Annotated in this window: 23 protein-coding genes; 11 read left to right on the forward strand and 12 right to left on the reverse strand. The window is 63.4% G+C overall.

Annotated features, from left to right (window positions below; all coding sequences use genetic code 11):
• Positions 1-5 precede the first annotated feature (5 nt).
• Positions 6-1541: an APC family permease gene (locus ACIQT2_RS18015; protein ID WP_397323228.1), complete on the forward strand. Its 1536-nt coding sequence runs from the start codon at positions 6-8 to the stop codon at positions 1539-1541.
• A 123-nt stretch (positions 1542-1664) separates the two neighbouring features.
• Here ACIQT2_RS18015 and ACIQT2_RS18020 read toward each other — a convergent pair whose 3' ends face one another.
• The 6 genes from ACIQT2_RS18020 to ACIQT2_RS18045 form a co-directional block, all read right to left on the reverse strand.
• Complete coding sequence (locus tag ACIQT2_RS18020; RefSeq protein WP_402949109.1) at positions 1665-2210, reverse strand: hypothetical protein; 546 nt, start codon at positions 2208-2210, stop codon at positions 1665-1667.
• A 283-nt stretch (positions 2211-2493) separates the two neighbouring features.
• Positions 2494-2796 (reverse strand): DUF4193 domain-containing protein, encoded by a 303-nt coding sequence (locus tag ACIQT2_RS18025; RefSeq protein ID WP_387438096.1) that lies wholly within the window; start codon positions 2794-2796, stop codon positions 2494-2496.
• Between the two features lie 150 nt (positions 2797-2946).
• Complete coding sequence (lhgO, locus tag ACIQT2_RS18030) at positions 2947-4164, reverse strand: L-2-hydroxyglutarate oxidase (protein ID WP_402949112.1); 1218 nt, start codon at positions 4162-4164, stop codon at positions 2947-2949.
• Between the two features lie 109 nt (positions 4165-4273).
• Positions 4274-4762 (reverse strand): DUF805 domain-containing protein, encoded by a 489-nt coding sequence (locus ACIQT2_RS18035; protein WP_402949115.1) that lies wholly within the window; start codon positions 4760-4762, stop codon positions 4274-4276.
• Positions 4763-4944: 182 nt separating this feature from the next.
• The gene (locus tag ACIQT2_RS18040; protein ID WP_402949118.1) at positions 4945-5142 is read right to left on the reverse strand and encodes a helix-turn-helix transcriptional regulator; all 198 of its coding nucleotides are present in this window, start codon (positions 5140-5142) and stop codon (positions 4945-4947) included.
• A gap of 110 nt (positions 5143-5252) precedes the next feature.
• Positions 5253-6398 carry an MFS transporter gene (locus ACIQT2_RS18045; protein WP_402949121.1) on the reverse strand — a complete coding sequence of 382 codons (1146 nt, stop codon included), beginning with the start codon at positions 6396-6398 and terminating at the stop codon, positions 5253-5255.
• A 179-nt stretch (positions 6399-6577) separates the two neighbouring features.
• Between ACIQT2_RS18045 and ACIQT2_RS18050 the strand changes: the two genes are divergently transcribed.
• From ACIQT2_RS18050 to ACIQT2_RS18075, 6 genes are all read left to right on the forward strand, one after another.
• The gene (locus tag ACIQT2_RS18050; protein WP_397323236.1) at positions 6578-7036 is read left to right on the forward strand and encodes a MarR family winged helix-turn-helix transcriptional regulator; all 459 of its coding nucleotides are present in this window, start codon (positions 6578-6580) and stop codon (positions 7034-7036) included.
• Between the two features lie 93 nt (positions 7037-7129).
• On the forward strand, positions 7130-7426 hold the full coding sequence (locus ACIQT2_RS18055) for a helix-turn-helix domain-containing protein (protein ID WP_397323322.1): 297 nt from the start codon (positions 7130-7132) through the stop codon (positions 7424-7426).
• A complete protein-coding gene (locus tag ACIQT2_RS18060; protein ID WP_402949124.1) occupies positions 7423-8640 on the forward strand; it encodes a type II toxin-antitoxin system HipA family toxin in 1218 nt (405 codons plus the stop codon). Before ACIQT2_RS18055 ends, ACIQT2_RS18060 begins: the two co-directional genes overlap by 4 nt.
• Before the next feature lie 253 nt (positions 8641-8893).
• Positions 8894-9133, forward strand: a complete 240-nt coding sequence (locus tag ACIQT2_RS18065) for a hypothetical protein (RefSeq protein WP_402949127.1) — start codon at positions 8894-8896, stop codon at positions 9131-9133.
• 78 nt (positions 9134-9211) lie between these two features.
• Positions 9212-9976 carry a DUF6882 domain-containing protein gene (locus ACIQT2_RS18070; RefSeq protein WP_402949130.1) on the forward strand — a complete coding sequence of 255 codons (765 nt, stop codon included), beginning with the start codon at positions 9212-9214 and terminating at the stop codon, positions 9974-9976.
• 106 nt (positions 9977-10082) lie between these two features.
• Entirely contained in the window at positions 10083-11291 is a 1209-nt protein-coding gene (locus ACIQT2_RS18075) for a MinD/ParA family protein (RefSeq protein WP_402949133.1), read from the forward strand.
• Here ACIQT2_RS18075 and ACIQT2_RS18080 read toward each other — a convergent pair.
• From ACIQT2_RS18080 to ACIQT2_RS18105, 6 genes are all read right to left on the reverse strand, one after another.
• A complete protein-coding gene (locus tag ACIQT2_RS18080) occupies positions 11282-12034 on the reverse strand; it encodes a DUF6177 family protein (RefSeq protein WP_402949136.1) in 753 nt (250 codons plus the stop codon). The two genes, ACIQT2_RS18075 and ACIQT2_RS18080, sit on opposite strands and share 10 nt — an antisense overlap.
• Before the next feature lie 71 nt (positions 12035-12105).
• Positions 12106-12486, reverse strand: coding sequence for a hypothetical protein (locus ACIQT2_RS18085; protein ID WP_400333839.1), 381 nt, complete (start codon positions 12484-12486; stop codon positions 12106-12108).
• Positions 12476-16435 (reverse strand): type VII secretion protein EccCa, encoded by a 3960-nt coding sequence (gene eccCa, locus ACIQT2_RS18090; protein ID WP_402949139.1) that lies wholly within the window; start codon positions 16433-16435, stop codon positions 12476-12478. The genes ACIQT2_RS18085 and eccCa overlap by 11 nt, the downstream gene beginning before the upstream one ends.
• A gap of 4 nt (positions 16436-16439) precedes the next feature.
• A complete protein-coding gene (locus ACIQT2_RS18095; RefSeq protein ID WP_402949142.1) occupies positions 16440-17540 on the reverse strand; it encodes a hypothetical protein in 1101 nt (366 codons plus the stop codon).
• Positions 17533-18888, reverse strand: a complete 1356-nt coding sequence (locus ACIQT2_RS18100) for an EsaB/YukD family protein (RefSeq protein WP_402949144.1) — start codon at positions 18886-18888, stop codon at positions 17533-17535. The genes ACIQT2_RS18095 and ACIQT2_RS18100 overlap by 8 nt, the downstream gene beginning before the upstream one ends.
• Positions 18885-19154, reverse strand: a complete 270-nt coding sequence (locus ACIQT2_RS18105; RefSeq protein WP_400333828.1) for a hypothetical protein — start codon at positions 19152-19154, stop codon at positions 18885-18887. Before ACIQT2_RS18105 ends, ACIQT2_RS18100 begins: the two co-directional genes overlap by 4 nt.
• 258 nt (positions 19155-19412) lie before the next feature.
• On the opposite strand from ACIQT2_RS18105, the gene ACIQT2_RS18110 reads away from it, so the two are divergent.
• The 4 genes from ACIQT2_RS18110 to ACIQT2_RS18125 are packed head-to-tail and all read left to right on the forward strand — an operon-like array spanning position 19413 to position 22849.
• On the forward strand, positions 19413-19751 hold the full coding sequence (locus tag ACIQT2_RS18110) for a hypothetical protein (protein WP_400272356.1): 339 nt from the start codon (positions 19413-19415) through the stop codon (positions 19749-19751).
• A 6-nt stretch (positions 19752-19757) separates the two neighbouring features.
• Entirely contained in the window at positions 19758-20057 is a 300-nt protein-coding gene (locus tag ACIQT2_RS18115) for a pore-forming ESAT-6 family protein (protein WP_402949148.1), read from the forward strand.
• A gap of 15 nt (positions 20058-20072) precedes the next feature.
• The gene (locus ACIQT2_RS18120) at positions 20073-20444 is read left to right on the forward strand and encodes a DUF6507 family protein (protein ID WP_402949151.1); all 372 of its coding nucleotides are present in this window, start codon (positions 20073-20075) and stop codon (positions 20442-20444) included.
• A 5-nt stretch (positions 20445-20449) separates the two neighbouring features.
• Positions 20450-22849: a hypothetical protein gene (locus ACIQT2_RS18125; RefSeq protein WP_402949154.1), complete on the forward strand. Its 2400-nt coding sequence runs from the start codon at positions 20450-20452 to the stop codon at positions 22847-22849.

The following is a 22849-nucleotide window of genomic DNA, read 5'->3' on the forward strand; positions in this document are numbered from 1 at the left end:
CTTCCATGAGCCAGACAATCCGCAGCAGCACTGACGCTGCAACGTCGCATGACATCAGCGGCAAGGGACTGAAGACGGGGCAGTTGGGGCTCCTCGCCGTCGTCGTTCTTGGCATTTCAACCATCGCCCCGGCGTATACGCTCACCAGCGCGCTTGGACCCACGGTCAACGAAGCCGGGCTTCAGCTGCCCGTGATCTTCCTGATCGGGTTCATTCCGATGATCCTGGTGTCCCTTGCCTACCGGGAACTCAACGCAGACTCCCCGGACAGCGGAACCACGTTCACCTGGGTCACCAAGGCGTTCGGCCCCTGGGTGGGCTGGATGGGCGGTTGGGGCCTGCTGGCAGCCAACATCATCGTCCTGTCCAACCTGGCCGGCGTGGCCGTGGACTTCTTCTACCTGTTCCTGGCCCAGGCAACCGGCAACCCGGAACTCGCCGACCTCGCCGGTGACAAGGTCATCAACGTCCTCACCTGCTTCGTCTTCGTGGCACTGGCAGTGTGGGTCAGCTACCGGGGCCTGCACACCACCAAGATCGTGCAGTACGGCCTGGTGGGGTTCCAGCTGCTGGTTTTGGGCCTCTTCGTGGCCATGGCCTTCGCCAACTGGTCCACTTCGGAGACCGCCGTGCCGTTCAGCTGGGACTGGTTCGACGTCACCAAGATTGAAACCTTCGGGCAGGTAGCGGCCGGCATCTCGCTCTCGATCTTCGTGTACTGGGGCTGGGATGTGTGCCTCACCGTGAACGAGGAGACCGCCAACGGCAAGAAGACAGCGGGCGCAGCAGGAACCCTGACCGCAGTGATCGTGCTGGGCATCTACCTGCTGGTTACCATCGCCACCATGATGTTCGCCGGCGTTGGGGACACCGGAATCGGGCTGAACAACGAGGAGAACCACGCCAACGTGTTCACGGCCCTCGCGTCACCGGTGATGGGACCGTTCGCGATCCTCATGTCCCTCGCGGTCCTCTCGAGTTCAGCGGCCTCACTCCAGTCCACGTTCACGTCGCCGTCCCGCAGCCTGCTGGCCATGGCGCACTACGGCGCCCTGCCCGAGCGTTTCAGCCACATGAGCAAGAAATTCTCGACGCCGGGCTTCGCCACCATCGCTGCCGGCGTCCTGTCCGCGGGCTTCTACGCGGTGATGCACGTGATCAGCGAAAACGTCCTGAACGACACCATCCTGGCCCTGGGCCTGATGATCTGCTTCTACTACGGGCTCACCGCCATTGCCTGCGTTTGGTATTTCCGGAACAGCGTCTTCACGAGCGCCCGCAATTTCTTCCTGCGGCTCCTGTGCCCGCTGCTGGGTGGCGTTGGACTGTTCGTCGTGTTCCTGCAGACGGCCGTGGACAGCTGGGCTCCGGAGTTCGGCAGCGGCTCGGAGATCTTCGGTGTGGGCCTGGTGTTTGTCCTCGGCGTAGGGATCCTGGCGATGGGTGCGGTGGTCATGCTGATCATGTCCCGCGTGCGGCCGGGGTTCTTCCGCGGAGAGACCATCCGCAAGGACACCCCTGCATTGGTGGTCCCCGAGTAGGCCTGACCTGCCCTGACCCGACCTGCCCCAACCACGCGCAGTTCGCTGGAAAGCTGCCGGTTCGCACGGAATTTTCCGTACGAACCGGCAGCATTCCCCGTGTGCGGCCGTGTCTTGGGAGGCCTACCAGTGGTGCGCCACGTCCACTACCAGGCGGGAGCCGCCGTCGGGCCCGTCCAAGGTGAACACCCGGAACGGAAGCCGGGCACGGACACCCAGCCCCACGCTCGTGTAGCCCTCGAAGCTGCCCGCATAGGCTACCTGTCGGAATGTCTGGTAGCCCGAGACGTTGGAGAGCTCGGCCTTCGCCGCAGGAACATACGTAGCTTGGCCGCCCTGGTTGTAGGACGGAGCCGTGACAGTCACTTGGAGATCGGCGTCGCCCAGCAACGGGATCTCAAAGCCCGAGCCATCCTGGACCACCACCGGAACGTACTGCACGGAGTATCCGGCCACTTTGCCGGAAAGGTCGATTACCAAACGGTCGTAGCAGGCCTGTTGGCCTGTGCGGACGTTCGTGACATTCGCGGAGCTCATGTCCGGATCGGCCTTTGCCAGCGATCCCCACATGATCCCGCAATACGGTGTTGCCGAGGCAGGGCCCGGCGCCACCAGCCCGAGACCGGCAACCGCGACCACGGCTCCCATTCCGGCGCTGATTTTCCTCATTTTTTGCCCCCTTCAAGGCGGGTTGGATACCTCCAGAGTAGGAGCGTCACCCCGCATTTGGACCGTTCGTTTCCGCTTCGGCGCCCAACCGTTAGGAGGGTATTTCGGTGGTCACGGAAAGGTCATTCGGAAGACATTTTTGGCTCCCTTGGAACACCATTCCTTGTAGTTCCGGCACCCCGTTCGTAACCCAAGATCACGTGACCGTGGCGTGATATTGGGCACGTAAAAACCCCACCCGGCCATTCCTGGTCAGATGGGGTCCGTTGCGCCGCGAAGTGGCTCAGCCTTCGCAGTCCTTGCAGTATTTAAGGCCGTTCTTTTCCAACGCCACCTGGGACCGGTGACGGACCAGGAAACAGGAAGCACAGGTGAATTCATCCGACTGCTCGGGAACCACCACAACGGTCAATTCTTCATTTGAAAGATCGGCGCCCGGGAGGTCGATGCCTTCGGCGGTGTCGTTTTCATCGACATCGATGACAGCAGTCTGGGCACCGGTCCCACGGGACTGTTGAAGGGCTTCAAGCGATTCAGCGGGAGACTCTTCTTCGGTCTTGCGCGGGGCGTCGTAATCAGTAGCCATAAGGTTCGCTTTCGTTGCTGCATAAGTGCCATTCCGGCACCTCAGTGCAGCAGTTTAGGGCAAAGAACCCGCATTCCACGAATACTGTGTCCAACACGACACGGCGGTGCCATTTCGCTTGGATTTACGCTGGTTTCGCTGCGGTAATGGCTAGCCCGCCAAGGCCTGTTCCACAATGTACTCGGCAATGGCCATGGAGGACGTAGCCCCAGGTGACGGGGCGTTCCGCACCAAAACCGTGTCCCGGCGTCGGGCAATCACAAAGTCGTCCACCAGCGAACCGTCGCCATTCATGGCCTGAGCGCGCACGCCGCGGGTGCCGGGAACCACCGTGGCACCTTCCAACGAGGGCACAAACCGCATGGCCTCCCTGATGAATTTCTTTTTGCTGACTACCGTTTGGAACTCACGGATGGCCGAAGGGACATTCTGGCGGGCGAAATTCCAAAACCCTGGGAACATCGCGTAATTCAGCACGTCCCGGGCATTGACGTCCTTCCAGGAATACGATTCCCGGCCGAAGGAAATGAAGGCGTTGGGACCGAGCATCATTTCGCCGTCAATGCGTTTGGTGAGGTGCACGCCCAGGAAGGGATGTTTGGGATCCGGAACCGGGTAGATGAGTCCTTTGACCTGGTTGCGGGCTTCGGCTCCCAGCAGGAAGTACTGTCCGAAGAAAGGAACAATCCGCGGCGTCTTCGGCTCCCCCGTCGTCGCAGCGAGCCTGTCCGACTGGAGCCCTGCGCAGGCAACCACCAGGTCGTAGTGCTCTCCCCCCTTCTTGGTGTGGACAACAACTCCGCTGGCCTGCTGTTCCAGGGAGGTGACCTCCTGGCCGAGGCGGATCTGGCCGCCCGCGACGCGGACGTCGTCGGCGAGCGCGTTGGTGATGGCCGCGTAGTCAACGATCGCCGTTTCCGGCGAGTGGAGGGCGGAAAGCCCGACGGCGTTCGGCTCCACCTCGCCGATCTGGTGGGCGTCGAGCATTCGCACCCCCGGAACCCCGTTGGCCGTGGCACGGGCGAAGATGTTGTCCAAGCGCCTGGCTTCTTCGGGGGTCTGGGCGATCACGAGCTTGCCGCACGCATCATAGGGGAGGTCCTTTGCGGCACAGAACTCCTGGAGCAACCCCACTCCCCTGCGGCACAGGGTTGCTTTCAGTCCACCAGGCTCGTAGTAGAGGCCAGCGTGCACTACCCCTGAGTTGTGGCCCGTCTGGTGCCCCGCGAGCTTGTCCTCTTTCTCGTAGAGGGTGACGTGGGCGCCGTCGAGCTTGTTCGCGAGTTCGCGTGCAACGGCAACCCCAATGATGCCGCCCCCAACCACTGCGCAACGTCTGATGCTCCTGGCCTGTGCAGGGATGGTCATGTCACTCCTCGTCGTTGGGGCTGGTCTTCAGCATGCCACGGCTTGGTCCATGGGATACGAAAAGGGGCGGCACATGGTGTGCCGCCCCTTTTCGGGTAATGCGGGGTCCTTATGCGGTGGGCACGTCGAAACGCTGGCCGGCCGGGTTGGACGGGAGCAGCGTCAGGACGAGGACAGCCAGGGCTCCGAGGAACGGAACCAGGACGAGCAGGACAAGCCAGCCGCTGAAGTTGCCGTCGTGCAGGCGGCGGACGGTCAGGGCGATGGACGGAACGATCGTCGCGAGGCCCCAGACGGCAATCAGGATGAAGCCAACAACGGCACCCGGTCCGGGAACGGAGGTTCCGTTGGAAACCGTGGCACCGGCGGCACCCAGGATGGTGGTCAGAAGGTTCAAAACGAAGCCGACGACAGCGGCAACCAGTGCCCACCACCAGTACTCACTGCGGCTCGCACGGCCCGTGAACGCCGTGTACTTCTTGAAGAAACGCTGGACAGCAGCGCCAATGGGTGCGCCGTAGTAGGGAGCCCACAGCGGCGGTTCGCCGCCCTGTGCGCCGTAGGGCTGGGTCTGCTGAGGTTGTTGCTGATAGCTCATTGGTATATCCCCCCGGTTAGGTGTGAGTCGAACTCAGACGTGTACTCATTCTGATGAGTCGTTGCTCATCGTAATGCTCTTGGGCTGGCAAAGGCAGTTGAACGGACAAAATTAACCGGGATTTATCCCTTTGACGGAATGTTTCCGGCTTCGTCGGTGTCAGCCAGCCAAGCCCCCTGCCATCAACCCACCTTCACGTGGAGGCCCAAGACGTTGGCTATCGCAACGAGCGCTCCCAGCCCTGGGTTGCCGGTTCCAGTCTCCACAGCCCGGACAGTTCGCTCGGCAACTCCCGCAAGTTCGGCCAAGTCCCGCTGGTTGAGCGAGGCTTCCCTGCGGGCCTCGCGGACCGTCCGTCCGATTGCCAATGCATCATTCATGGATTACTCACCGCCTCCGGCAACATCTTGCCGTTATACGTGTTTCTGGAGCCAATTGTGGCGCCTAGGCAGCAAATTGGCAATATCCTGCCGATTGCGCCCGGGGTGGCCTACTCGCCGCTCTTCGGATAAGCGCCCATCAACGCCGCCGAAATGATCCAGATCGCCCCCATGGCCACCACCATCACGGCACCACCCAACCCCGCGGCCGAGGCTGCCACTGCCGCGCCACCCGCGGATGCACTGGCCCGGAATCCGGCGCTGACAGTGAAGATCTGTGACTTGAGGTGCGGCGGGCTAAGCCGGTTCCGCATGAACAGCATGGCGGCAGTCGAGGGTGCGGTGAACGCGCCGGACAAGCCGATGGCCAAGACCGTCCAGAGCGTGCCGAAGTTCAACGCGGCCACCGCAGTCAACAGTCCGGTGGCCAGGAAACCCGCCAGCATCACGAATTCCGGCGAGCGCCGCGTGGGCCGCGCCGTCTCGTAAAGCGCCCCGAGAAGACTGCCCACGGCAAAGGACGTCACCACTGCTGCGCCTTCGCTGGGCGATCCGACGCGTTCCACGGACAACGCGATGGCCGCAACGGCCAAACCGCCTTGCCCCAACTGGGTCAGGGTGGACGACGCCGTCATCACAGCCAGCGGACGATGCGAGAAGATCATGCGCAGTCCCCCTTTGACGGCCTGCCAGGGCGAGCCACCCGATCGGCCATGGGGCCGGAGCCGCACGGCCCGTATCGCCAAGGAACCGAGGGCCGCCGCAACAGCCAACACCCACAGGGCAGCCTGCGCCGGGAGTAATACGGAAATGATCGCTACCAAGGCAGGACCGGCCACGGCGGACACGTTGTAGGACAGCGCGTCATAGGCGAAGGCCCGGCGGCCATCCGGGATGGCACCGGACACAAAACTGGAGAGCCCGCCCATATAGAAGGGCGACACGGCACCGGCCAGAACCAGGAGGACGAACACTACCGCCAGCGGAACCTGTCCGATGAACGCTGCAGCGGCAAACCCGATGGCCGTCAGGACACCGGATCCCGCCACCAACAAGCGCGGGCGGCGGGTCCGGTCCAGGGCAGTGCCCACCAAGGGTGCGGCCAGCACGCTGGGACCCAGCGAAGCCGCCACCAACAAGCCCCCGACGGCGACGTCCCCCAATTGCTGGACGGCCAGGATGGGCAGGGCTACTGCGGCACCGGCACTCGCCATGCGTGGCGGAACTGAAGCGGCGAGATATCCGAGCGCGCCCATGTGTGATGGAACCCCTTGTGAGCCTGGGAAGTGAGTCTTTCCAGCACCTTAGCCCACGCTTGACAGGACCCGTTGCGCGCACGACTCTTGGCGTCGTGAGATGCTTGAAGCGGTCATGGGGGCCTGCGCATCTGACAAAAATGTAGCGGTCGTGGTCGTTTCTACTATTTGGAGTTGTCATGGGTCCGCTGCTTGCCGATGTTGAAACACCGCGCCTCGCGGCCGCGGAGATCGGCAACGATGTTGGTCTCTTGCTGGGGAAGCTCCACGACGCCGGCTCCGCCCTCAACAAGCACACCCTGGGCGACTTCCGCCTCCGCGAGCGCACCTTCTCGGTACTGACACTTGCCTGCAGTGGTTTGGACGCCACGCAACGCGAGATTGCCGAATTCCTCAGCCTCGACCTCAACCAGGTGGCGGGCCTGGTGGATGATCTGGAACACCGCGGGCTGGTGGAACGCGCCCCCGGACAACGGAACAGGCGCTCCAGGGCCATCGTCTCCACGGGTGAGGGACGCCGGATCCACAACAAGATCCGCTCGGAGCTGGACGCTTGCGAACAACAGCAGCTCGCCCACTTGAGCGAGGACGAAGTGACGCAACTGAAGACCCTGCTCCGCAAAGCCCTCTGGGGCTAGGTATCTGTCGGAACTTAGTGCTCACAAAGATGACCACTAAAGCAGTTAATGGTCGTAATTCTGATCATTAGGGTCTAAGCTGAAATCATGGCTATGTCGCGGACCTCCAGCAGAACCCAGCGGACGGCCACCACCATCGGCGAACAGTTGCTTACGTGGCGGAGGCTCTTGGGGCTCACCGCGGCGCAAGTCGCAGATCGGGCCGGTATAAGCCGCAATACACTCCGAAAGATTGAACACGGGGAGTTGGGCGTGGGCTTGGAAGCCTTTCTCGACGTAGCCAGAGTACTCGGCCTAAGCGAGCAACTTAATAAGGCCCTGGATCCCTACGAAACCGATTTTGGCCGTGCCCGCGCCGACCAGATACTCCCTGAGCGCGTACGGCGATGACGAATCCCGTCGAGGTAGACCTTGAGCTGGCCACTGGCCCAATCAACGTCGGCAGGGCCTACATAGTTGCTCGGCGGGGTGTCACCACTACGAGCTTCACGTACTCACCCACCTTTCTGGCCAATGCTGAGTCGTACGCCATCGATCCGGCGCTCCCTGTCACCCGTGGAAGCCACACGGTCAAGGGTCTGCCCGGAGCGTTCGCCGACGCCTCGCCTGATCGTTGGGGCCGGCACATAGTCACCAAGAGAGTCCAAACTGAAGCCAGGAGCCTTGGAAAAAATCCGGGTACGCTAACCGACCGGGACTTCCTGCTAGGGGTATCGGATGTCACGCGACAAGGAGCTCTTCGGTTCCGCCTCGTGGACGGTCCGCATCTGAGCGATGGCACCGACGTGCCCAAGCTCGTCCAACTCCCGGAACTCCGGGCAGCCGCTCATGAAGCCGAGTTGGACACCGGGAACCTCGCTGCACTAAAGAAGCTACTGGACGCCGGAACGGCGAGCCTTGGAGGCGCGAGGCCAAAAGCATCAGTCCAGGACGGCTCCGAGCTTGCCATAGCCAAGTTCGCGCATCAAGGAGATCAATGGAAAGTCATCGCATGGGAAGCGGCGACCCTCAAGTTGGCCCGTGACGCGGGGATCAAGACTCCTGCCTTTAGCCTTCACCATGTGGGCACAAACGACCCGGTTCTTGTGCTGGATCGCTTTGACAGGCTCAAGAGTCAGCGGATCAACTACGTATCGGCCATGACCATGCTTCAGCAGGAAGACGGCACACACGGAGACTATCTTGATCTTCTGGATGTCATCGACGAACATTCGGAAGCTCCTTCCGAGGATCGCGAAGAACTATTCCGGCGAATAGCTTTCAATTACGCCGTCAACAACACAGATGATCACCTTAAAAACCACGGCTTAATCCGAGGAAGCAATGGGTGGCGCCTGTCCCCGGCCTTCGATGTCAACCCCAATCCGGACGTCAATTCCGAACACGCCACTTCAATCGATGGCGCTACGAAACGGGAGTCCGGGCTGCGGGCATTGATGGGCGTTTCGGAATACTTCGTCAGTGCCGACAAACGGGATGCCATTCTGTCGGCCATTCTCCGGTCCGTCACCCAGTGGCGGGAAGCAGCGGTTAGCTGCAGGATTCCTGCAGCCGAAGTTGAATTGTTCACACCGCTCTTGGATGCACGCCCGCATATCTGGTAGACGTCCGGAGAACGCTCTCCCTCACAGCAGCCGCAAGGCTGCGAGGGATTTGGCCTGACATGGATTCTCCAGCGGCACAGCTTGAAGTGCCGACCAGGCCCCCAAAACCCGTGGACAAGTGCACAAGCAAATGCCAGTCCGATATGCATCCGTCCATATCACCGGGTTTTCAGTTATGCAAGGATCAGAGTTCATATCCCTTTAAGCGTTCCAAGGCTGCACCCGTGCGGCCCGCACTTTCCGGAATGGACCCATGAATCTCCCTCTCTTCCACGATCCCCTGCAGAGCTCCGTCACCGTCGACGCGCCCCTGCGTGAACCGAGGACGGCACGCGACGCCGCGTTCCGCCGCAACACGCAGCCGCGGACTTCCCAACCGCGACAGGTCTCGAAGCCCAAGCACCGTTCAGGCGTTCTGACGCGCAGCGCCCGCCAGGACAAGGTTGCCGAAGACCTTCAGGCCCTCATCGCGCGCACTGCAGACCGGCACTGACGGCACGCAACGAGGTTATCCACAGTTCCGCCAACCGCAATTTGCCTGCCCGCCGGAAGCCATGCCTAGGGTGGCCGCATGACTGTGCCCAGCTTCCAAAACGTCGTCGATGACGCCGCCGTCCTGTTCCTCGAAACCCACCAGATGCAGGACAACCGCTTCGAGGAGTGGGAGTACCAGCGCTGGGATACTGCGGACCAATTCGCAAGCCTCGAGTTCCATTTCGCGGGGCACAGCTCCAAGCATTCGGACACCGCCTTCCTGGGAACCGCGGCTCCCGGACCGCAAAGCTTCCTCTGGGCTTGGGCCAATCCGCACGTTGAGGCATCACCCGCCCAGCAGGCCGTCTTGGACCAGATCCTCGATTTCGGCAAGCACCACGGGATTCCGGAGCTGACCACGGGCGAAGTCCCGTTCACTGCGATCGTGCCGGCGTATGCCGATGACGAGGTCCGCCACAACGGAGCGAAGGGCGGGGCCACGCTGGTTGCGTTCAAGATCGCTGCCGCCGCACTTCTGATTACCGGCAGGCCGAACCATTTCACGGCGGACATCGGCCGCGGTTCCATGGCCATAGTCACCTACAACCATGGCAGCCTGCAGTTGGGTCCCGCGTCTGCCTTGACGTTCCAGATGCGCCTGATGGAGGGCATCTCCGGCTTGATGATCGAAAACCATCGGCGCGCCGTCGAGAGTTACGCCAGGTTTCGGTTGGGGAGGCCGGTTACGGACGTCCAGCCGGGCGTCGTTGAACTGACGTTCGACGACGGCAAAGTCACCATCGATTTCGACGAGGCGAACCGCGTGGCCAACCTCCATGCATCCTTGGGTGGCGGGAAGTAGGCCAGTGAATGAAAGCCATGTGACAAGACCCATGTCCGCCGGCCCCGCTAGGATCTCTGGTTGGGGCGTCGCCTTGGCGCCGTATGGAATATCGAAGGGTGCAGCGATGGAATTGGGGGCCACACGCGTTGAAGTGTTCGCCGACGGCCGGGTAACAGTCGGTGGAGAATCCATTTCAACCACCGAGGGAACGGATCCGTATTCGGCGGCCATCACCGTCCTTGCGGGCTATGCCCAGGCGTCCGGCGCTCCGGTCCTCGCTGAGGCCATCGACCACGTCAAGGGACAGGAAGGCCGCTTTCACGTCCACCCGGATGGCAGGGCGGAGGCTCTGGGAAGTTTCCCCGTCGCCGAAAAGACCATCCAGGCGCCGTCCGTCCCCGTGGCAACCCCTTCGGCCCACTTGGAGACCCAGTTCGTGCGGCCTGACAAGCCGCGTCCCAGCACCGGGTTCCGCAGCGTCCTGTACTCGGCAACGGGCGGCTTCGTGAACCTTGGCCCCAGCGCGAAGGACCAGGACGAGGCCGAACTGGAACGCCGGATTGCCCGCCCGCTGTCAGGGAGCTTCAACACAGCGATCCTGAGTTTGAAGGGCGGCATCGGAAAGACCTCCACCACCGTAGGCGTCGGCATGATCCTGGCCGAGTACCGGGGAGACCATCCCTGCGCCATTGATGCGAATCCTGACAGCGGCGATCTGGCAGAACGCGCACTCGGGGAGATGCTTTACCAGAAGGTCAAACCGCGCACCATCACGGATATTGTCCGCGACATCGACCACATCAACTCCCTGACCATGCTCACCGACTACATGCACCACGCCAACAGGCTCCACCTGGTGGCCGGCGAGCAGGACCCGGCCTTGTCGGATGCGCTGACTGCTGGGGAATACCTCCGGATCAAGCAGCTCGTTTCGCAGTATTACTCGGTGACGCTCACCGACTGTGGCACCGGCGTCTCACACCCGGCCATGGCAGGCGTCCTGCCCGAGGCAACCAACCTGGTCATAGCTTCCGGGTACGCCGTGAGCGGCGCCAAGCGGGCACGGAACACCTTGCAGTGGCTTGCGGACCACGGCTATGAAAACCTGGCCCGCAACGCAATCGTCGTCGTGACGGACAAGGACCAGGTTTCCAGCCGCGTCAACAAGCGCGCCATTGAGGAACACCTCGCGGGGTTCTGCCGGCAGCTCATCACGGTGCCGCACGATCGCGGGGTAGCCGATGGCGACCGCATCTCCCTGGATAAGATCGCTGCGGGAACCCGGCGGGCCTACAAGGAGATCGCAGCGGCAATCGTGGATGGCTACGTCTGAGCAACGGCTCCAGGGAAGGCAGCAACCAAGTGCTGGAACGGGGCCCGGCCGCGCAGCTCGACGTCCGCGTCCAGCTTTTCCGGTAAGCCACGGTGCAGTGAGGGACCCAATACCCTGAGCCGGGGTTCCCTGAACCGTTCTCCCCCGACTCGTACAAACCCGTCCACCAGCCCGTAATGACCGTCGATGCCGATTTCCTGGGCGTTCGCTTCCACGGCCGCGTCTGCCAATGCCGGTGCCGAATCTGCTTCCGGTAGCCCGGCAGGCAGCAGGACATCGAAGTTTTCCACCACGCCGGCCTCAGTGCGGTACGCGCTCACGGTGCCGGAAAACCCGTCGCCGGACACCAAGGCGACCCCTTTCGGTGCCTGCCTCTTCAGCTCAGCGGTCAAGGCATCCATGTCCCACGCTTGGTGCAGTGGCTCCGTGAGTCCCATGTACTCCGGACTCAGGGAGCACGCCCCAAGCATCCGCGTCGTAAAGGCGCCCACGGGAAGGTCGCCTCCTTCGGCGTGGAGCACACTGCCGAAAAGCACGGCGGCGGTACTCGCCGCTGGAGCCTGGTCCCAGCCGGCGACGGGGTCCAGCAGCCCATTCCTGATTTTTCCGTGAGGCCCTTCCACCAGCCACAGGATTGCGCTCGCTCTAAGGAAAGACACCAGCGAATAGCTCAGGCACGCCTCGGAAGATGTCTGAAGAGCCAGGGCATAGCGTTCCGGGGCGTTGGCCACGGCTTCGGCCAATTGCCTCCGCAGCCCGGTCCCCACTGAAGGCCGTGGGCCGTGTACTGCGACTGTAAGCAGCGGCGCCGGTTTCACGATCCCCAGTCCGCGTTGATCACCTGCTGGGATTGGGGATCGATCAGCACGCCCTTGGTGCCGATCACGGCGATCATCAGAAAGGCCCGGACCGACTCGGCATCTTCCTTGTCAAGTGGAATATTGACGTCGGAAACCCAGCCCTGCCCACCCAACTGCGTGGCTACGTCGTCGCCGAAGAGCCGACGGAGCTCGCTCTGCGGAACCGGGATGGGCTCGGTGATGAGGCCCAAGGCTTCTCCAGCGAGGCTCAGGATCAAGTCTTGGGAATCCTTGGCTTTCTCATAGGTGAACTTGTTCTCGAACTCCCCCGCGGCATAAGCGAAGCGCTCTTTCCGCGGATCTTCTTCGCAGATCAGGTGGAAGTCATAGCTCATGGGTTTGCGCCTCGTTGTGGTGGAAGGACTGGATGGTGGTTGGTGGGCGACCAGTCCGGACAACCCTTGCCCGGCCGGTTGGCAGGGGCACGGGCCGGATGCCGCTGGCCACCGCGCCTTCGCTGCGGTCCCCGGAGAACATGATCACGGGAGCACCGGACGCCCTGGTTCCGGCGATGAAGGTGTCATGGATCAGCAGGCTGCTCCCGCTGGTCCTGGTGGTGACCATGGCGTGGTAACCAATATCAGCTCCGGACGGCAAGTAGCTGGCCAACGCGTGGAGCGGTTGGTTGCCGGTGGCTACGAGGATGTCGTAGTCGTCCACCAGCAGCACGATCCTGGGTTTGCGCAGGGGTTCCTTGGAGCCGTCGCCCAACCGTTCCTTTGCCTGGTCCGAGAGGTACACGGCCAGTTCGGAGGCCCGGTGGCTGTTGGCCGCGTATTCGCCCAGGTAGTCGTCCGGGATGAACCCCTGCAACTGCTGGCGCGGGTCGAAGACGGCAAACACCAAGTCACTGGGCTCGTGGGTGGCCATTAATTGGGCTGCGGCACTCCGCAGGAGGTTGGTGCGGCCGGTCTCCGGATCACCCACCACAATGGCTCCCCTGTCCGTGCCGAACAGCTCAAGGTTTTCCGTACCGCCGTCGTGCTCCCTGAGCCCCAGCGCGATGGTGCCTGGCGCAGCGTCGTGGTTCCCGGGCAGACCCACCAGGCGGGGCAGGACCCGCACAGGCGCAGCGCTCGTGGAGGCGTACTTCCGAAGCGTGCCAGCGAGGGCAGCCAGTTCCTGCCCGGCATTGTCGCGGTCAGGTTCGGTCTCCAACGACGGCAGTGCGAAGTGGCCGATCTTCTTTTCCCTGGTCAGTGCCCGGCCGGGGCGATCCGCACCGATACTGCCCGCAAGCCGGCGGTCCATCGAGTCGGCCGGATCGGTCAGGTGCAGTTCAATCCTGTTTCCGAGCAGCGACTGCCGGTTCATCTTGATGTCGGACCAGTTCCGGGCGCTGACAACCACGTGGACGCCCAAGGTGCTGCCGCGCATCATGACGTCGTCCACGGCTTCTTCAAGCTCGGGAAACTCCGAACCCAGGCTGCCGAACCCGTCGATGAAGAGGAAAGCGTCGGTGCAGCTCAGTTCCGGCAATGCTCCCCTGTTCCGCATGGTCCGCATGGCGTGGAGCGAGTCGAGTTTGTACCGGTCGAAAACCGTTTGCCGGGCGTTGAGCAGGCTTTGGACTTCTTCCACGGTCCGCCGCAGCAGTTCCCGGTTCCCTCTGCCTGCAACACCGCTGCAGTGCGGCAACTCCGCCAGCCCCGCCAGGGAGTTACCGAGCAAGTCCACCGCGTAAAGGTTGACCTCAGCCACGCTGTGGCTCAGCGCCAACGACGCCGCGATGGTACGCAGCGCCGTCGACTTCCCGCTTTGCAGGGCGCCGAGGACGGCCAGGTTGCCGCCGCGGCCGGCCAGGTCCAAGTGCCACGGCCCCTGCCACTGGCGGGCGGGGTCGTCCAGGATCCCAACGGCGGGGCTCAGGTACCGGGGCTGGGCCAGCCGTGGTCCCGTGGACGTGAGGTCCAAGGAAGCACCGGTTTCGGAGAAGGAGACAGCAAAGGGCAACGGCGGCAGCCATACAGGCTGGGTCAGGCGCGGCTGCCCGGCCGCGAAACCCACGACGGCGGAAAGGATGGTTGCGCTGTCGGCGTCACGGGGCTCGGAGTGGCCAGGCGACGATGGCACGGGGGTAGCCTCCGCCGGCACGGAAAGTACCGGGGTTGAGTCACCCGACAAGCGAAAGGTACGGACGGGGACGGCCTCGGGAACCAAGCTGCCGGCGTCGTCGTCACCCGAAGGCAAGGGACCGGAAACGTAAGCTGCGCGGAACCGTTTGAACACCGAGGTATCCACCTTGAGGATGCCATGGCCGGGGGTGCTGGGAAGGTGGTAGGCGTCCGGGACGTCGATGATGGTTCGGCTTTCCATCTCCGAGTTGGTGTGCAGGGCGATCCGGTAGGCGAGGTAGGTGTCCAGACCCCGCAGCATGCCCTGTTCCACTTTCTGCGACGCCAGGAGCAGGTGGATTCCGATGGACCGCCCAATCCTGCCGATGGACAGCAAGAGGTCGATGAAGTCGGCTCGGGCGGTGAGGAGTTCGCCAAACTCGTCGATGCACACGAACAGGTAGGGCATGGGCTCCGCGAGCGCGGGGTCTTCCGGACGCCGTTTCCGGGCCTCGCGGTAATCGTTGATGTGTGCGAAGTCGCCGCCGTTCTTCAGCAGCTCCTGCCGCCGCTTCACTTCTCCGGCCAGGCTGGAGTAGATCCTGTCGATGAGGCCCGCGTCGCTGACCAGGTTGGTCACCAGCCCGGAGACATGCGGCGCCTGCTCGAAAGGCGCAAAAGTAGCTCCGCCTTTGTAGTCCACCAGGACCATGGTCAGGTCTTCCGGCGGATGCGTCGCGACGAGGGAGAGCACTATGGTTCGCAGCAGCTCCGACTTTCCCGAGCCCGTGGCACCCACGCACAATCCATGTGGTCCCATGCCCTGCCGGGCCGGTTCCTTCAGGTCGAGGTGGACGGGCGTGCCGTCCTCGTCCTCGCCGATGGCCACTCGGAGGAAGTCAGCACCCCGAGGTGTCTTCCACAGGTTCAGCATCTCCTCAACGGTGTAATCGGCCAAGCCCAGGGCTTCGGCGTAGCTCCGCGAAGACCTGTGCTCCCCGAATTCGTGGGACAGTTCGGACAGCCGGAGCGGAGCGAGCGCCCGGGCCACGGAGTCGGCCACCACCGCCGGGACTTTGTCCGCTGTGCCACGGATGGTTTGGCCCGTAGCCGTCCATTCAAGGGTGACCTCGTCCGGAGCGGCCCGGAGCCGCAGATCCACCCGTTCCGGCTCCTGCTGTTGTTCGGCCAACAGATGGATCCGGGTGACGGCCAGCCTCGCCGCAGGCATGTCCGACGGCATTCCGGGAAGGGAGGCGGCGTTGTGCCCCGGACGATCCGAGATAACGATCAAGCGGGGAAGGGCGTCGGGAGCCACCTGTTGGAAATTGCGTGCTGCGCTGTTCATGACGGCCAAGCGGGCGGCCAAGGGACCTTCCAGGAGAAGGGCCAATTCTGCTGGAGTGGACGCCCGGCGCAGCGATCCGCGGTCCTGCAGATGGGGCAGCCACTTGGCCCACTCCCAATCCTCGGCCTCGTGGTTCCCGGCCAGGATGGCCAGCTCAACGTCCTCCGGTGATTGCGCTGACGCGAGGTGGCACAGCAGGCTGCGGCAGATGTCGAGGGCCGTTGCCCTGTCCCCCACGATCGATATTTCAGAGGCCGCGGCCAGTGGCAAGGTGAGGGGCATGTCCGGATTGGCCGCGAACCGCCCGCGGAGCTGCTCAGCTTCGGACAGCATGAAGGCATCGGGCCGTTCGACGGCGTCTCCGCTGTCCTGGACGGTGATCCTGCGGCGGGGCACGCTGCCCGTTCCAAAGCGGGTCACGAGGAAATCCGGACTTGTCCGTCGCCGTTCCCACAGCCGGTGCGGGTGGTTCACCACGGCCTGGACAAGCACGTCGGCCCGTGGGTGGGCCGCGTTTGCCTTGGTCCGGGCAGCTTGTTCATCTGCCTCGAAGTCGCTGCGGCGGCGTCGAAGGTAGTCCATGTACAGCCTGCGCTTGGAGGCCCGTTGCCGGGTGGCCTTGCCGCGCTGCGAGAACATGAGGACCACGGAAGCCAGCACAGTGGCAACCATCATGAGCGCACCGATCCCGGCCAAGGACGAACCACGGAACAACATCATCACTGTCACTGAGGTAGCCGCGCCGAGCATGGGCACCAGGGCCAGCAGGTTCATTCCTCCGGCACCGCTGGCCAGCTGGGGAGGTGCATCAATGACCGCGGCTTCGGGCGGCTGTTCCGGGAGCGTGGTGCGGGCAGGGCGGTGAACCAGGCGGGTGGTCATGGGGTCACGCCCCGTTCGCGGCCATGAGTGCCTTGCCGGCGAGTTCGGTGGCTGCGATCCTGGTCCGCGCTCCGAGTTTGCCAAGCTGCAGGGTTCCTGCTGAGGCGAGGTGCCGGTCAAAGGGCAGCACGCCGTCGGCGAGCGCACCACCGTGGCCTTGCCGCGAGTGCACGGTGACGTGCACCTGTTGCACGTCGGGATAGGAGCCCATCAGGTCTTCCCTCATCTCCTGCAGCTTGGCCGGGTCCGCGCCCACCGGCGAAACAAGGACCGCTGCGTGCGCGCTGTCCAGCAGGGCCGCGGCGTGCCGTGAGAAAGGTGAGGCACCGCCGTCGACGATCGTGACGGCCATGAATCGCGAGAGCGTGGCCGAGACGTCGGTCCATTCCTGCAGGCCAATCGGCGCATCCGCTGCGGCTGGCACGTCGCCGCGTCCCACCGCGAAAACCCTGTTTCCACTAGTGCCGGCGGCAGCAACGGCATCCGGCAATGTCCTGACGGGTTGGGCCGTGTATTGCCGCATCAAGTCAGACAGCAGGGCCGTTTCCTCCACACCGAGGTATTTCAAGAGACGGCCGTGGAGGTCTGTGGCATCCACGGCCATGACCGGTTCCTGGCGAATGCTTCCCAGGAGCTTTGCGAGCAACGCCGTCACGGTGGATGTGGCGGCTCCCCCGGCCGTTCCCAGGACCACCACCCGGCGCCCGGTGGTGATGGGAGCTTCCACGGCCGAACTGGCCCGGATCAACCGTTCGGACAATGATCCGGAGGTCACGGCATCGGTGACCTCGAAACGAACGCGTTCCCACCAGGTATCGCCGCCTTTCCTGGATGCCTTCGCCATGGTGGCTGGCTCGGAAGGAGCAACGCCCGACGGCGGCAGCGAACCGGACGCTGTGAGCGGCGGCAATGATGGGGCTGCTGTCGTCACGGGCGCTTGCGGCGGCGAAGCCGGGGCGGCTGTTGAGGGGCCGGGTGCGTCGTCTACCGCGAGCCGGCTCGCAGGAGAGCCGGCCATACCCGGAAAGCCGCCCGCCGTCGTCGTGCGTGTTCTTTTGCCGCCCGGTTCCTGGAACGGGAAGCCGGTGCGTGGTTGTTCAGCCAAAGGTATGTCCCAACTGTGTGTAGGCGCCTGAGAGACCCAGGACCAGCGGCACGGCGGCGAGGATGCAGATCAGTTCAAGACGCGACGCCACGACGCGAAGGCTGGCGGCAGTCTGTTCGCGGACCGTGAGCATCGAGGCAAGCAACACGAGGAGGGCCACCGCCGCCGCAGCGGCCAGCACGAAGGGTTGTTTGGCAGCCACAGCCAGAACATACGTGGTGCCCCAGCAACCTCCTGCGGCCGCGAGGTAAACACCGGCACGCTGGGCAAACAGCGGGAGCGCCAGGCCGCGGAGCGTCAAAGCCCCGAGCAGCGACACCGAGAGGAGGACGGCCCACACGGACCTGTCCCGCGCCGTCGCCACAACCAGTGCGGCAGTTCCTGCGACCACCGCCGCCGTCAGCGTCCAGCCGGTCAGCGTGGCGTGGGCAGCGTGGATGGCATCGAGGGTGGTGTTCCGGGTGATTCGCTTGCCTTGGCGCTGGTCGTCGTCCAGGGCCCCGAGTCCCGTGAGCACTGTTGCCAGCCGGGGCGCAATGCCCAGCGCGAAGATTGCCAGGATCCCCACGATCCCTGCGGAAAGGGGTTGGTCCCGCGTCACGAGGCCCAGGACGGCCCACAAGCCACCCAGGCCAAGGAGCAATCCCGCGCTGGAGAGGAGCGGAGTATATTTTCCTGTCGCCAACGCCCCTGTTGCCATGGCAAGCACCAAGGCCGCTGCGAAGAGCAGCGAACCGGTCGCGAACGGAACCACGATTGAGCTCGTGGCGGCTGCGGTGGCCAAACCGGCCGTCAGCAGGGACAGGCCTCCCGGGGTGGAGCGTGTCCGCCCAAGCACAGCGCCGGCCACCATGAGTGCGGCGGCAATGGCGATGCCGGTCAGTGCTGCCGTGCTATTTCCGATGGAACGAAGCAGCAGTACAAACGAACTGGCCGCCGCCGCCAAGAGCAGGGCGGAGACCGCCGACAAGCCGACGGTCCTCAGCCGCCCCTTCCACAACGCCTGCATGCGTTCCAGCGATTCCGCGGCAAACGAAGGAACGTCGTACACGTCGGGGGCGGCCGGCACGTCACGCTCATCGCGAAGGTAGAGCACCGAGCCGTCCTGGATTCCAGCCTCGCGAAGAGAGCCGGAGCTTTCCAACGTGGAGCCGAGGCTGGTAGTGAGGACGGACGTGGTCACCACCTGCAGGCTTCCGGGCGAATGCTGGCTTTCGCCGTCACCGGGGTCCGCCATCATGGTGATGATCTGCGGCAGCAGGGTTGCAATGGGTTCATCCGACGGAAGTCGCAGGTCCAGGTGACGGTGCGCGGCCATCACCGTCACCCTGCTGAGGGCGGTGCTCATACGGTTCCTTCGGTCATGGTCACGGCTGTAGCTGAGGACGCCGGGGGCTGCTTGGCTGCTTGCTCGCTGAGGAGGTGCTGGACGAAGCTGAAGCCGACGCAAACGGCCGCGACCAGCGCGGCAATCAGGAGCGACTGCATCAGCCTGGCGGTAGCGGACTTGTAGGTGCGTTCCTGCGGATTCTGCCCGAACAACAGCGCATCATCGAGCCTGTGCTTACGCACGCGTGCGGACTCCAGCAGACGGGAATCGTAGTCTTCAGCCAAGTACACTCCCCCATTCGGGCATCGTCGTGGCTACCGCTCAGCTGCGGTGCCACAGCCCTTAAACCTATCCCGCCATTGATCCGCCAGCGCAAGTCATGGCAACCCGCCCTGTGGAAATCCAGCCGTATGACTATTAAGTCATCATGTTTATGGATCATGTTTACTTCATCGACTGGACATAACCAACGCTTGTCACCATGCTGGTTAAGGTCGTCCGCTGGTTCAGCGGAACAGAACTGTCTTCAATTGGGGGACCTCATGGCTATTTTCGATATGGGTGCGCAGACGCTCGCCACCCTGGGTAAGCAAACGGATGCTTCGCATCAGGACCTCGGTGCGTTGGTGCGCCGCTTCGTGGACGCCGTGACCCCGCTGGAAGGAAAGTTCAGCGGCGCAGGCAAGGCCGCGTTCGACTCCTTCAAGAACCGCTCCGACCTGGTCGCCTCGGAGTTGAACACCGCACTGGGCGCGATCGTGCAGGGCCAGTCCGGGATGGACACCGCCTTCACCCAAGGCGACATCGCCGCCTCCGACACGGCCCGCCGCTCAGAGGGGTCCGCGAACTTCGACGCCGCACGCTTCCAGGGAAGGGCCTAACCCATCATGAGCCGCATTGCCTACGACACGAACGTCTCCGCCCAGGTCCAATCCGACATCCAAGCCCTGGCTGCGCAGTTGGAGAACCTCATCACCGCCCGGCAGCAGGATGTCAACCACGCCATGGCCGACTTCCGCGCCGACGGCGTCGACGCCGAATACCAGGCAGTCGAAGCCCGCTGGACCTCCGCCGCCTCCGAAGTCCGGTCCATCGTCGCACTGGTCCGCTCCACCCTCGCCCAAACCGACGAGACCGCCACCACCGCTGCGACCGCCGCACGGAACGCCGTGCAAGGCATCGGCTGATCCACCGGATTTCTGATGGCTGTCTGGAACATCGACATGGCCGGCGCCGCCTCAACACTGAAGGCCGCCGCCTCCCACGTCGAAGCTTCACAACCCTCCCTGGAGGGGATGGGCAAAGCACTCGAGCAGGCCGCTGCGTCGATCCCTGGTGACGCCGCTGTGGTCCTCAATGCACTCAACGACGTGGTGGTCCTCGGGCTCACACCGTCCGCCGGAGAAGTGGCGGCCCGCTCCGAGACCATCCTCACGTCCACCGCCAAGGCCCTGGCCTTCTACCAGCAAGGCGACTTCTCCATGGCCAGCGCTGCACAACGCAACGCCGCCTTGGCCGAGACCACCGCACCCGCTCCCGTGCACGGCGGTCCGGCGCAAGCCTTGAAGGAATAGGACAGATGGCTCTAACCCCTGAAGTGTGCGTCCAGACGGGCTCGTCCGGGCTGGATCCTTCCGGAGGCTTTCGTCTCCCGGATGTTGATACTCTCGACACCGAGTCCAAGTCACTGCGCCAGCACGCAGAGGACTACCTTGTCAGTTTCACCAACACCACGGGAGCGTGGCGGGGCCTCTCGGCCCACTACACCGCCGACGAATCCGCCACTGTGCTGTCCGCTTTTGACCACCTGATGCCGACCGCGCAGCGGGTACAAAGCACGGCGAGCTCCACAGCCGCAGCACTCGAGACCTTCTCCGGTGTCTGCAGGGATTTGAAGCTGCGTTTGGAGGCCTACGGCCGGGCCGTACACGCTCTGGACGCCGACATCGACGCGTTCCCAACGTCGGTTGAAAAAACGACCATCACCCAGGGTGGTCAGCAAATCACCACTCACGAGCAGCGACACTGGACTGGTGACTCAGACCTCACGGCGCGACGAAATCGGTTGTCTTCCGACGTTGAGGCCATCCGCTCTGAGTACTTCGCCGCCCAGAACACTTGCGCAGCGTCCTTGGCTGAAGTCTCGGGCGGACAGGTTCACCGGGTGGACCTCCCCGAGGAGTCCGACCTTCGGTCCGGAAGCGTGGTGGATGAAATCCTCTACGACGCAGGTTCGTTTTTTGGAATCCAGCATGACGAGCAACGTCCCTGGGGAAATAAAACCGTTGTGTACCGGCCTCACGATGTCCTGGGATTGATGCAGGGCATCGGTGCAGGCGCAGTCGAACTGGTCGACGGCATCTGGTCGTTCAATCCATGGACCAACGAAGACAAACGTGATGCTACCTATGGCGGCATCAATGCCATGGCTGGCGCAGCGGGGACCCTGATCGCCTCGCTCTGGCACTTGGACGATAAGGAATACCAGAAGCGCGAGGGTCAAAAGATCCGGGAAGCACAAGACCTTTTTGGTTCCCTTCCTTCCGCGTTCATCCATCTCAAGGATGGTGAAACCAACGTCGGTTGGGCCATCGGCGGTGCCACTTTCAACATCGGCAGCACGGTTATCGGCGTCGGGGCCGGCGCAGCGGTGAAGGGCGGAACTTTGGCCAGCAAGGCAGGGCTCGCCGCCGAGCACCTGAGCATCGCAACGATGGACAGTGCACGCTTGGCGGCCTTTTCTGCCAGGCTGAGTGCCACGTCCAGTGTGCTCCTCAAGACCGGCCAATTCCTTGACAAGCCCGGCTCCCTGGCTCTGAAAGTCTCCGACATCCTGGCCCCCAACACCACGGCGAAGGTCCAGGGAGCGCTTACCAAGGCCAGCGTGGGTAGCTGGAACCTTGTCACCAAGGCGCAGGACGGATTGGTCTCCGGGGTGAAGAACACGGCCGCCAACAGCCTTTCTGGCGCTGCCCACGGTTTCCGGAGAATGGACGAGGCCTTCTCCCGAGCCGTGATTGCCAATCCCGACGGCGTCCTGATGCGCACCGGAGGCCACACCGCAATGGCCGACAAGCTGGATAGCATCGCGGGTTCAATCAAGGAGAACAACCAGCCCGCGTTCACCCCGCCAAGGACATCCGGGAGCCACGCACCCGCAAGTACATTCACCTCCACCATGGAGACGAAGTTCCCCAAACCAGAGCACATCACCGACACCGTGACCTTGCGGCACGGCGATATCGAATTTCCCATCCACCGCAAGGAAAACTTCGCTGCTCGCACCAACCTCAAGCCGAACACCGAGTACGTCATTGAAAACCGGCGTTTGATGAAGGACAACACCGGCGAAGTCAACGCCGCAACCATCGAGAAGTACTACACCGACGAAACAGGCAAAGTGACCAGGGTGGACACCTACGCGGGCGTGAAACGCGCGTGGTCACCGGAACTGATGAAGCCCTTGCCCAACGTGACCTACAACGTTGTTGCCGAAGTCGACGGCGGCTTACAAAACACCTTCACACTCGTCATGGATCAAAACGCCCATCTTGCATCGGCAAAGGGCCACATCGTCTCCACGCTCGCCGGAAACTCCAACCGCAACGGCTACCAGCAACTCAAGGCCGGGCGGTTGGGCGGCCAAGGCTACGACGGCGGCCACGCCAGCCCCTCGGCCCTCGGCTTCATCGGCGAGAAAGCCGGGCTGTTCCCCCAGCATGAGTGGCAGAACCGCGGCAAAGGCACACCCAATGAGGTCAACGAGAGCAACAACTTCCATAAGGCCGAGATGAAGGTCATCACCGAAGTGAAACGCCAACTGCTGTCCGGCGAGCCAGTGGACCTCACATGGGAACTGAAACTCGAACCGGGCCCTAGGAGGGGCGTACCAGGACGCACACGGTTGCAATACACCTTCGCCGGACAACGATCCATCTCCGGTAGATTCAACAACCAATCTGAGCCGGAAGTAGGCTAA

Origin of the sequence: Paenarthrobacter sp. NPDC090522 (genome assembly GCF_044769225.1) — a bacterium.
GTDB lineage: Bacteria > Actinomycetota > Actinomycetes > Actinomycetales > Micrococcaceae > Arthrobacter.

Excerpts from the sequence above, each read along its gene's own strand:
- ACIQT2_RS18015 (WP_397323228.1), top strand. The coding sequence starts at position 6 with ATGAGCCAGACAATCCGCAGCAGCACTGACGCTGCAACGTCGCATGAC.
- ACIQT2_RS18020 (WP_402949109.1), bottom strand. The coding sequence starts at position 2,210 with ATGAGGAAAATCAGCGCCGGAATGGGAGCCGTGGTCGCGGTTGCCGGT.
- ACIQT2_RS18025 (WP_387438096.1), bottom strand. The coding sequence starts at position 2,796 with ATGGCTACTGATTACGACGCCCCGCGCAAGACCGAAGAAGAGTCTCCC.
- lhgO (WP_402949112.1), bottom strand. The coding sequence starts at position 4,164 with ATGACCATCCCTGCACAGGCCAGGAGCATCAGACGTTGCGCAGTGGTT.
- ACIQT2_RS18035 (WP_402949115.1), bottom strand. The coding sequence starts at position 4,762 with ATGAGCTATCAGCAACAACCTCAGCAGACCCAGCCCTACGGCGCACAG.
- ACIQT2_RS18040 (WP_402949118.1), bottom strand. The coding sequence starts at position 5,142 with ATGAATGATGCATTGGCAATCGGACGGACGGTCCGCGAGGCCCGCAGG.
- ACIQT2_RS18045 (WP_402949121.1), bottom strand. The coding sequence starts at position 6,398 with ATGGGCGCGCTCGGATATCTCGCCGCTTCAGTTCCGCCACGCATGGCG.
- ACIQT2_RS18050 (WP_397323236.1), top strand. The coding sequence starts at position 6,578 with ATGGGTCCGCTGCTTGCCGATGTTGAAACACCGCGCCTCGCGGCCGCG.
- ACIQT2_RS18055 (WP_397323322.1), top strand. The coding sequence starts at position 7,130 with ATGTCGCGGACCTCCAGCAGAACCCAGCGGACGGCCACCACCATCGGC.
- ACIQT2_RS18060 (WP_402949124.1), top strand. The coding sequence starts at position 7,423 with ATGACGAATCCCGTCGAGGTAGACCTTGAGCTGGCCACTGGCCCAATC.
- ACIQT2_RS18065 (WP_402949127.1), top strand. The coding sequence starts at position 8,894 with ATGAATCTCCCTCTCTTCCACGATCCCCTGCAGAGCTCCGTCACCGTC.
- ACIQT2_RS18070 (WP_402949130.1), top strand. The coding sequence starts at position 9,212 with ATGACTGTGCCCAGCTTCCAAAACGTCGTCGATGACGCCGCCGTCCTG.
- ACIQT2_RS18075 (WP_402949133.1), top strand. The coding sequence starts at position 10,083 with ATGGAATTGGGGGCCACACGCGTTGAAGTGTTCGCCGACGGCCGGGTA.
- ACIQT2_RS18085 (WP_400333839.1), bottom strand. The coding sequence starts at position 12,486 with ATGAGCTATGACTTCCACCTGATCTGCGAAGAAGATCCGCGGAAAGAG.
- eccCa (WP_402949139.1), bottom strand. The coding sequence starts at position 16,435 with ATGACCACCCGCCTGGTTCACCGCCCTGCCCGCACCACGCTCCCGGAA.
- ACIQT2_RS18100 (WP_402949144.1), bottom strand. The coding sequence starts at position 18,888 with ATGAGCACCGCCCTCAGCAGGGTGACGGTGATGGCCGCGCACCGTCAC.
- ACIQT2_RS18110 (WP_400272356.1), top strand. The coding sequence starts at position 19,413 with ATGGCTATTTTCGATATGGGTGCGCAGACGCTCGCCACCCTGGGTAAG.
- ACIQT2_RS18115 (WP_402949148.1), top strand. The coding sequence starts at position 19,758 with ATGAGCCGCATTGCCTACGACACGAACGTCTCCGCCCAGGTCCAATCC.
- ACIQT2_RS18120 (WP_402949151.1), top strand. The coding sequence starts at position 20,073 with ATGGCTGTCTGGAACATCGACATGGCCGGCGCCGCCTCAACACTGAAG.
- ACIQT2_RS18125 (WP_402949154.1), top strand. The coding sequence starts at position 20,450 with ATGGCTCTAACCCCTGAAGTGTGCGTCCAGACGGGCTCGTCCGGGCTG.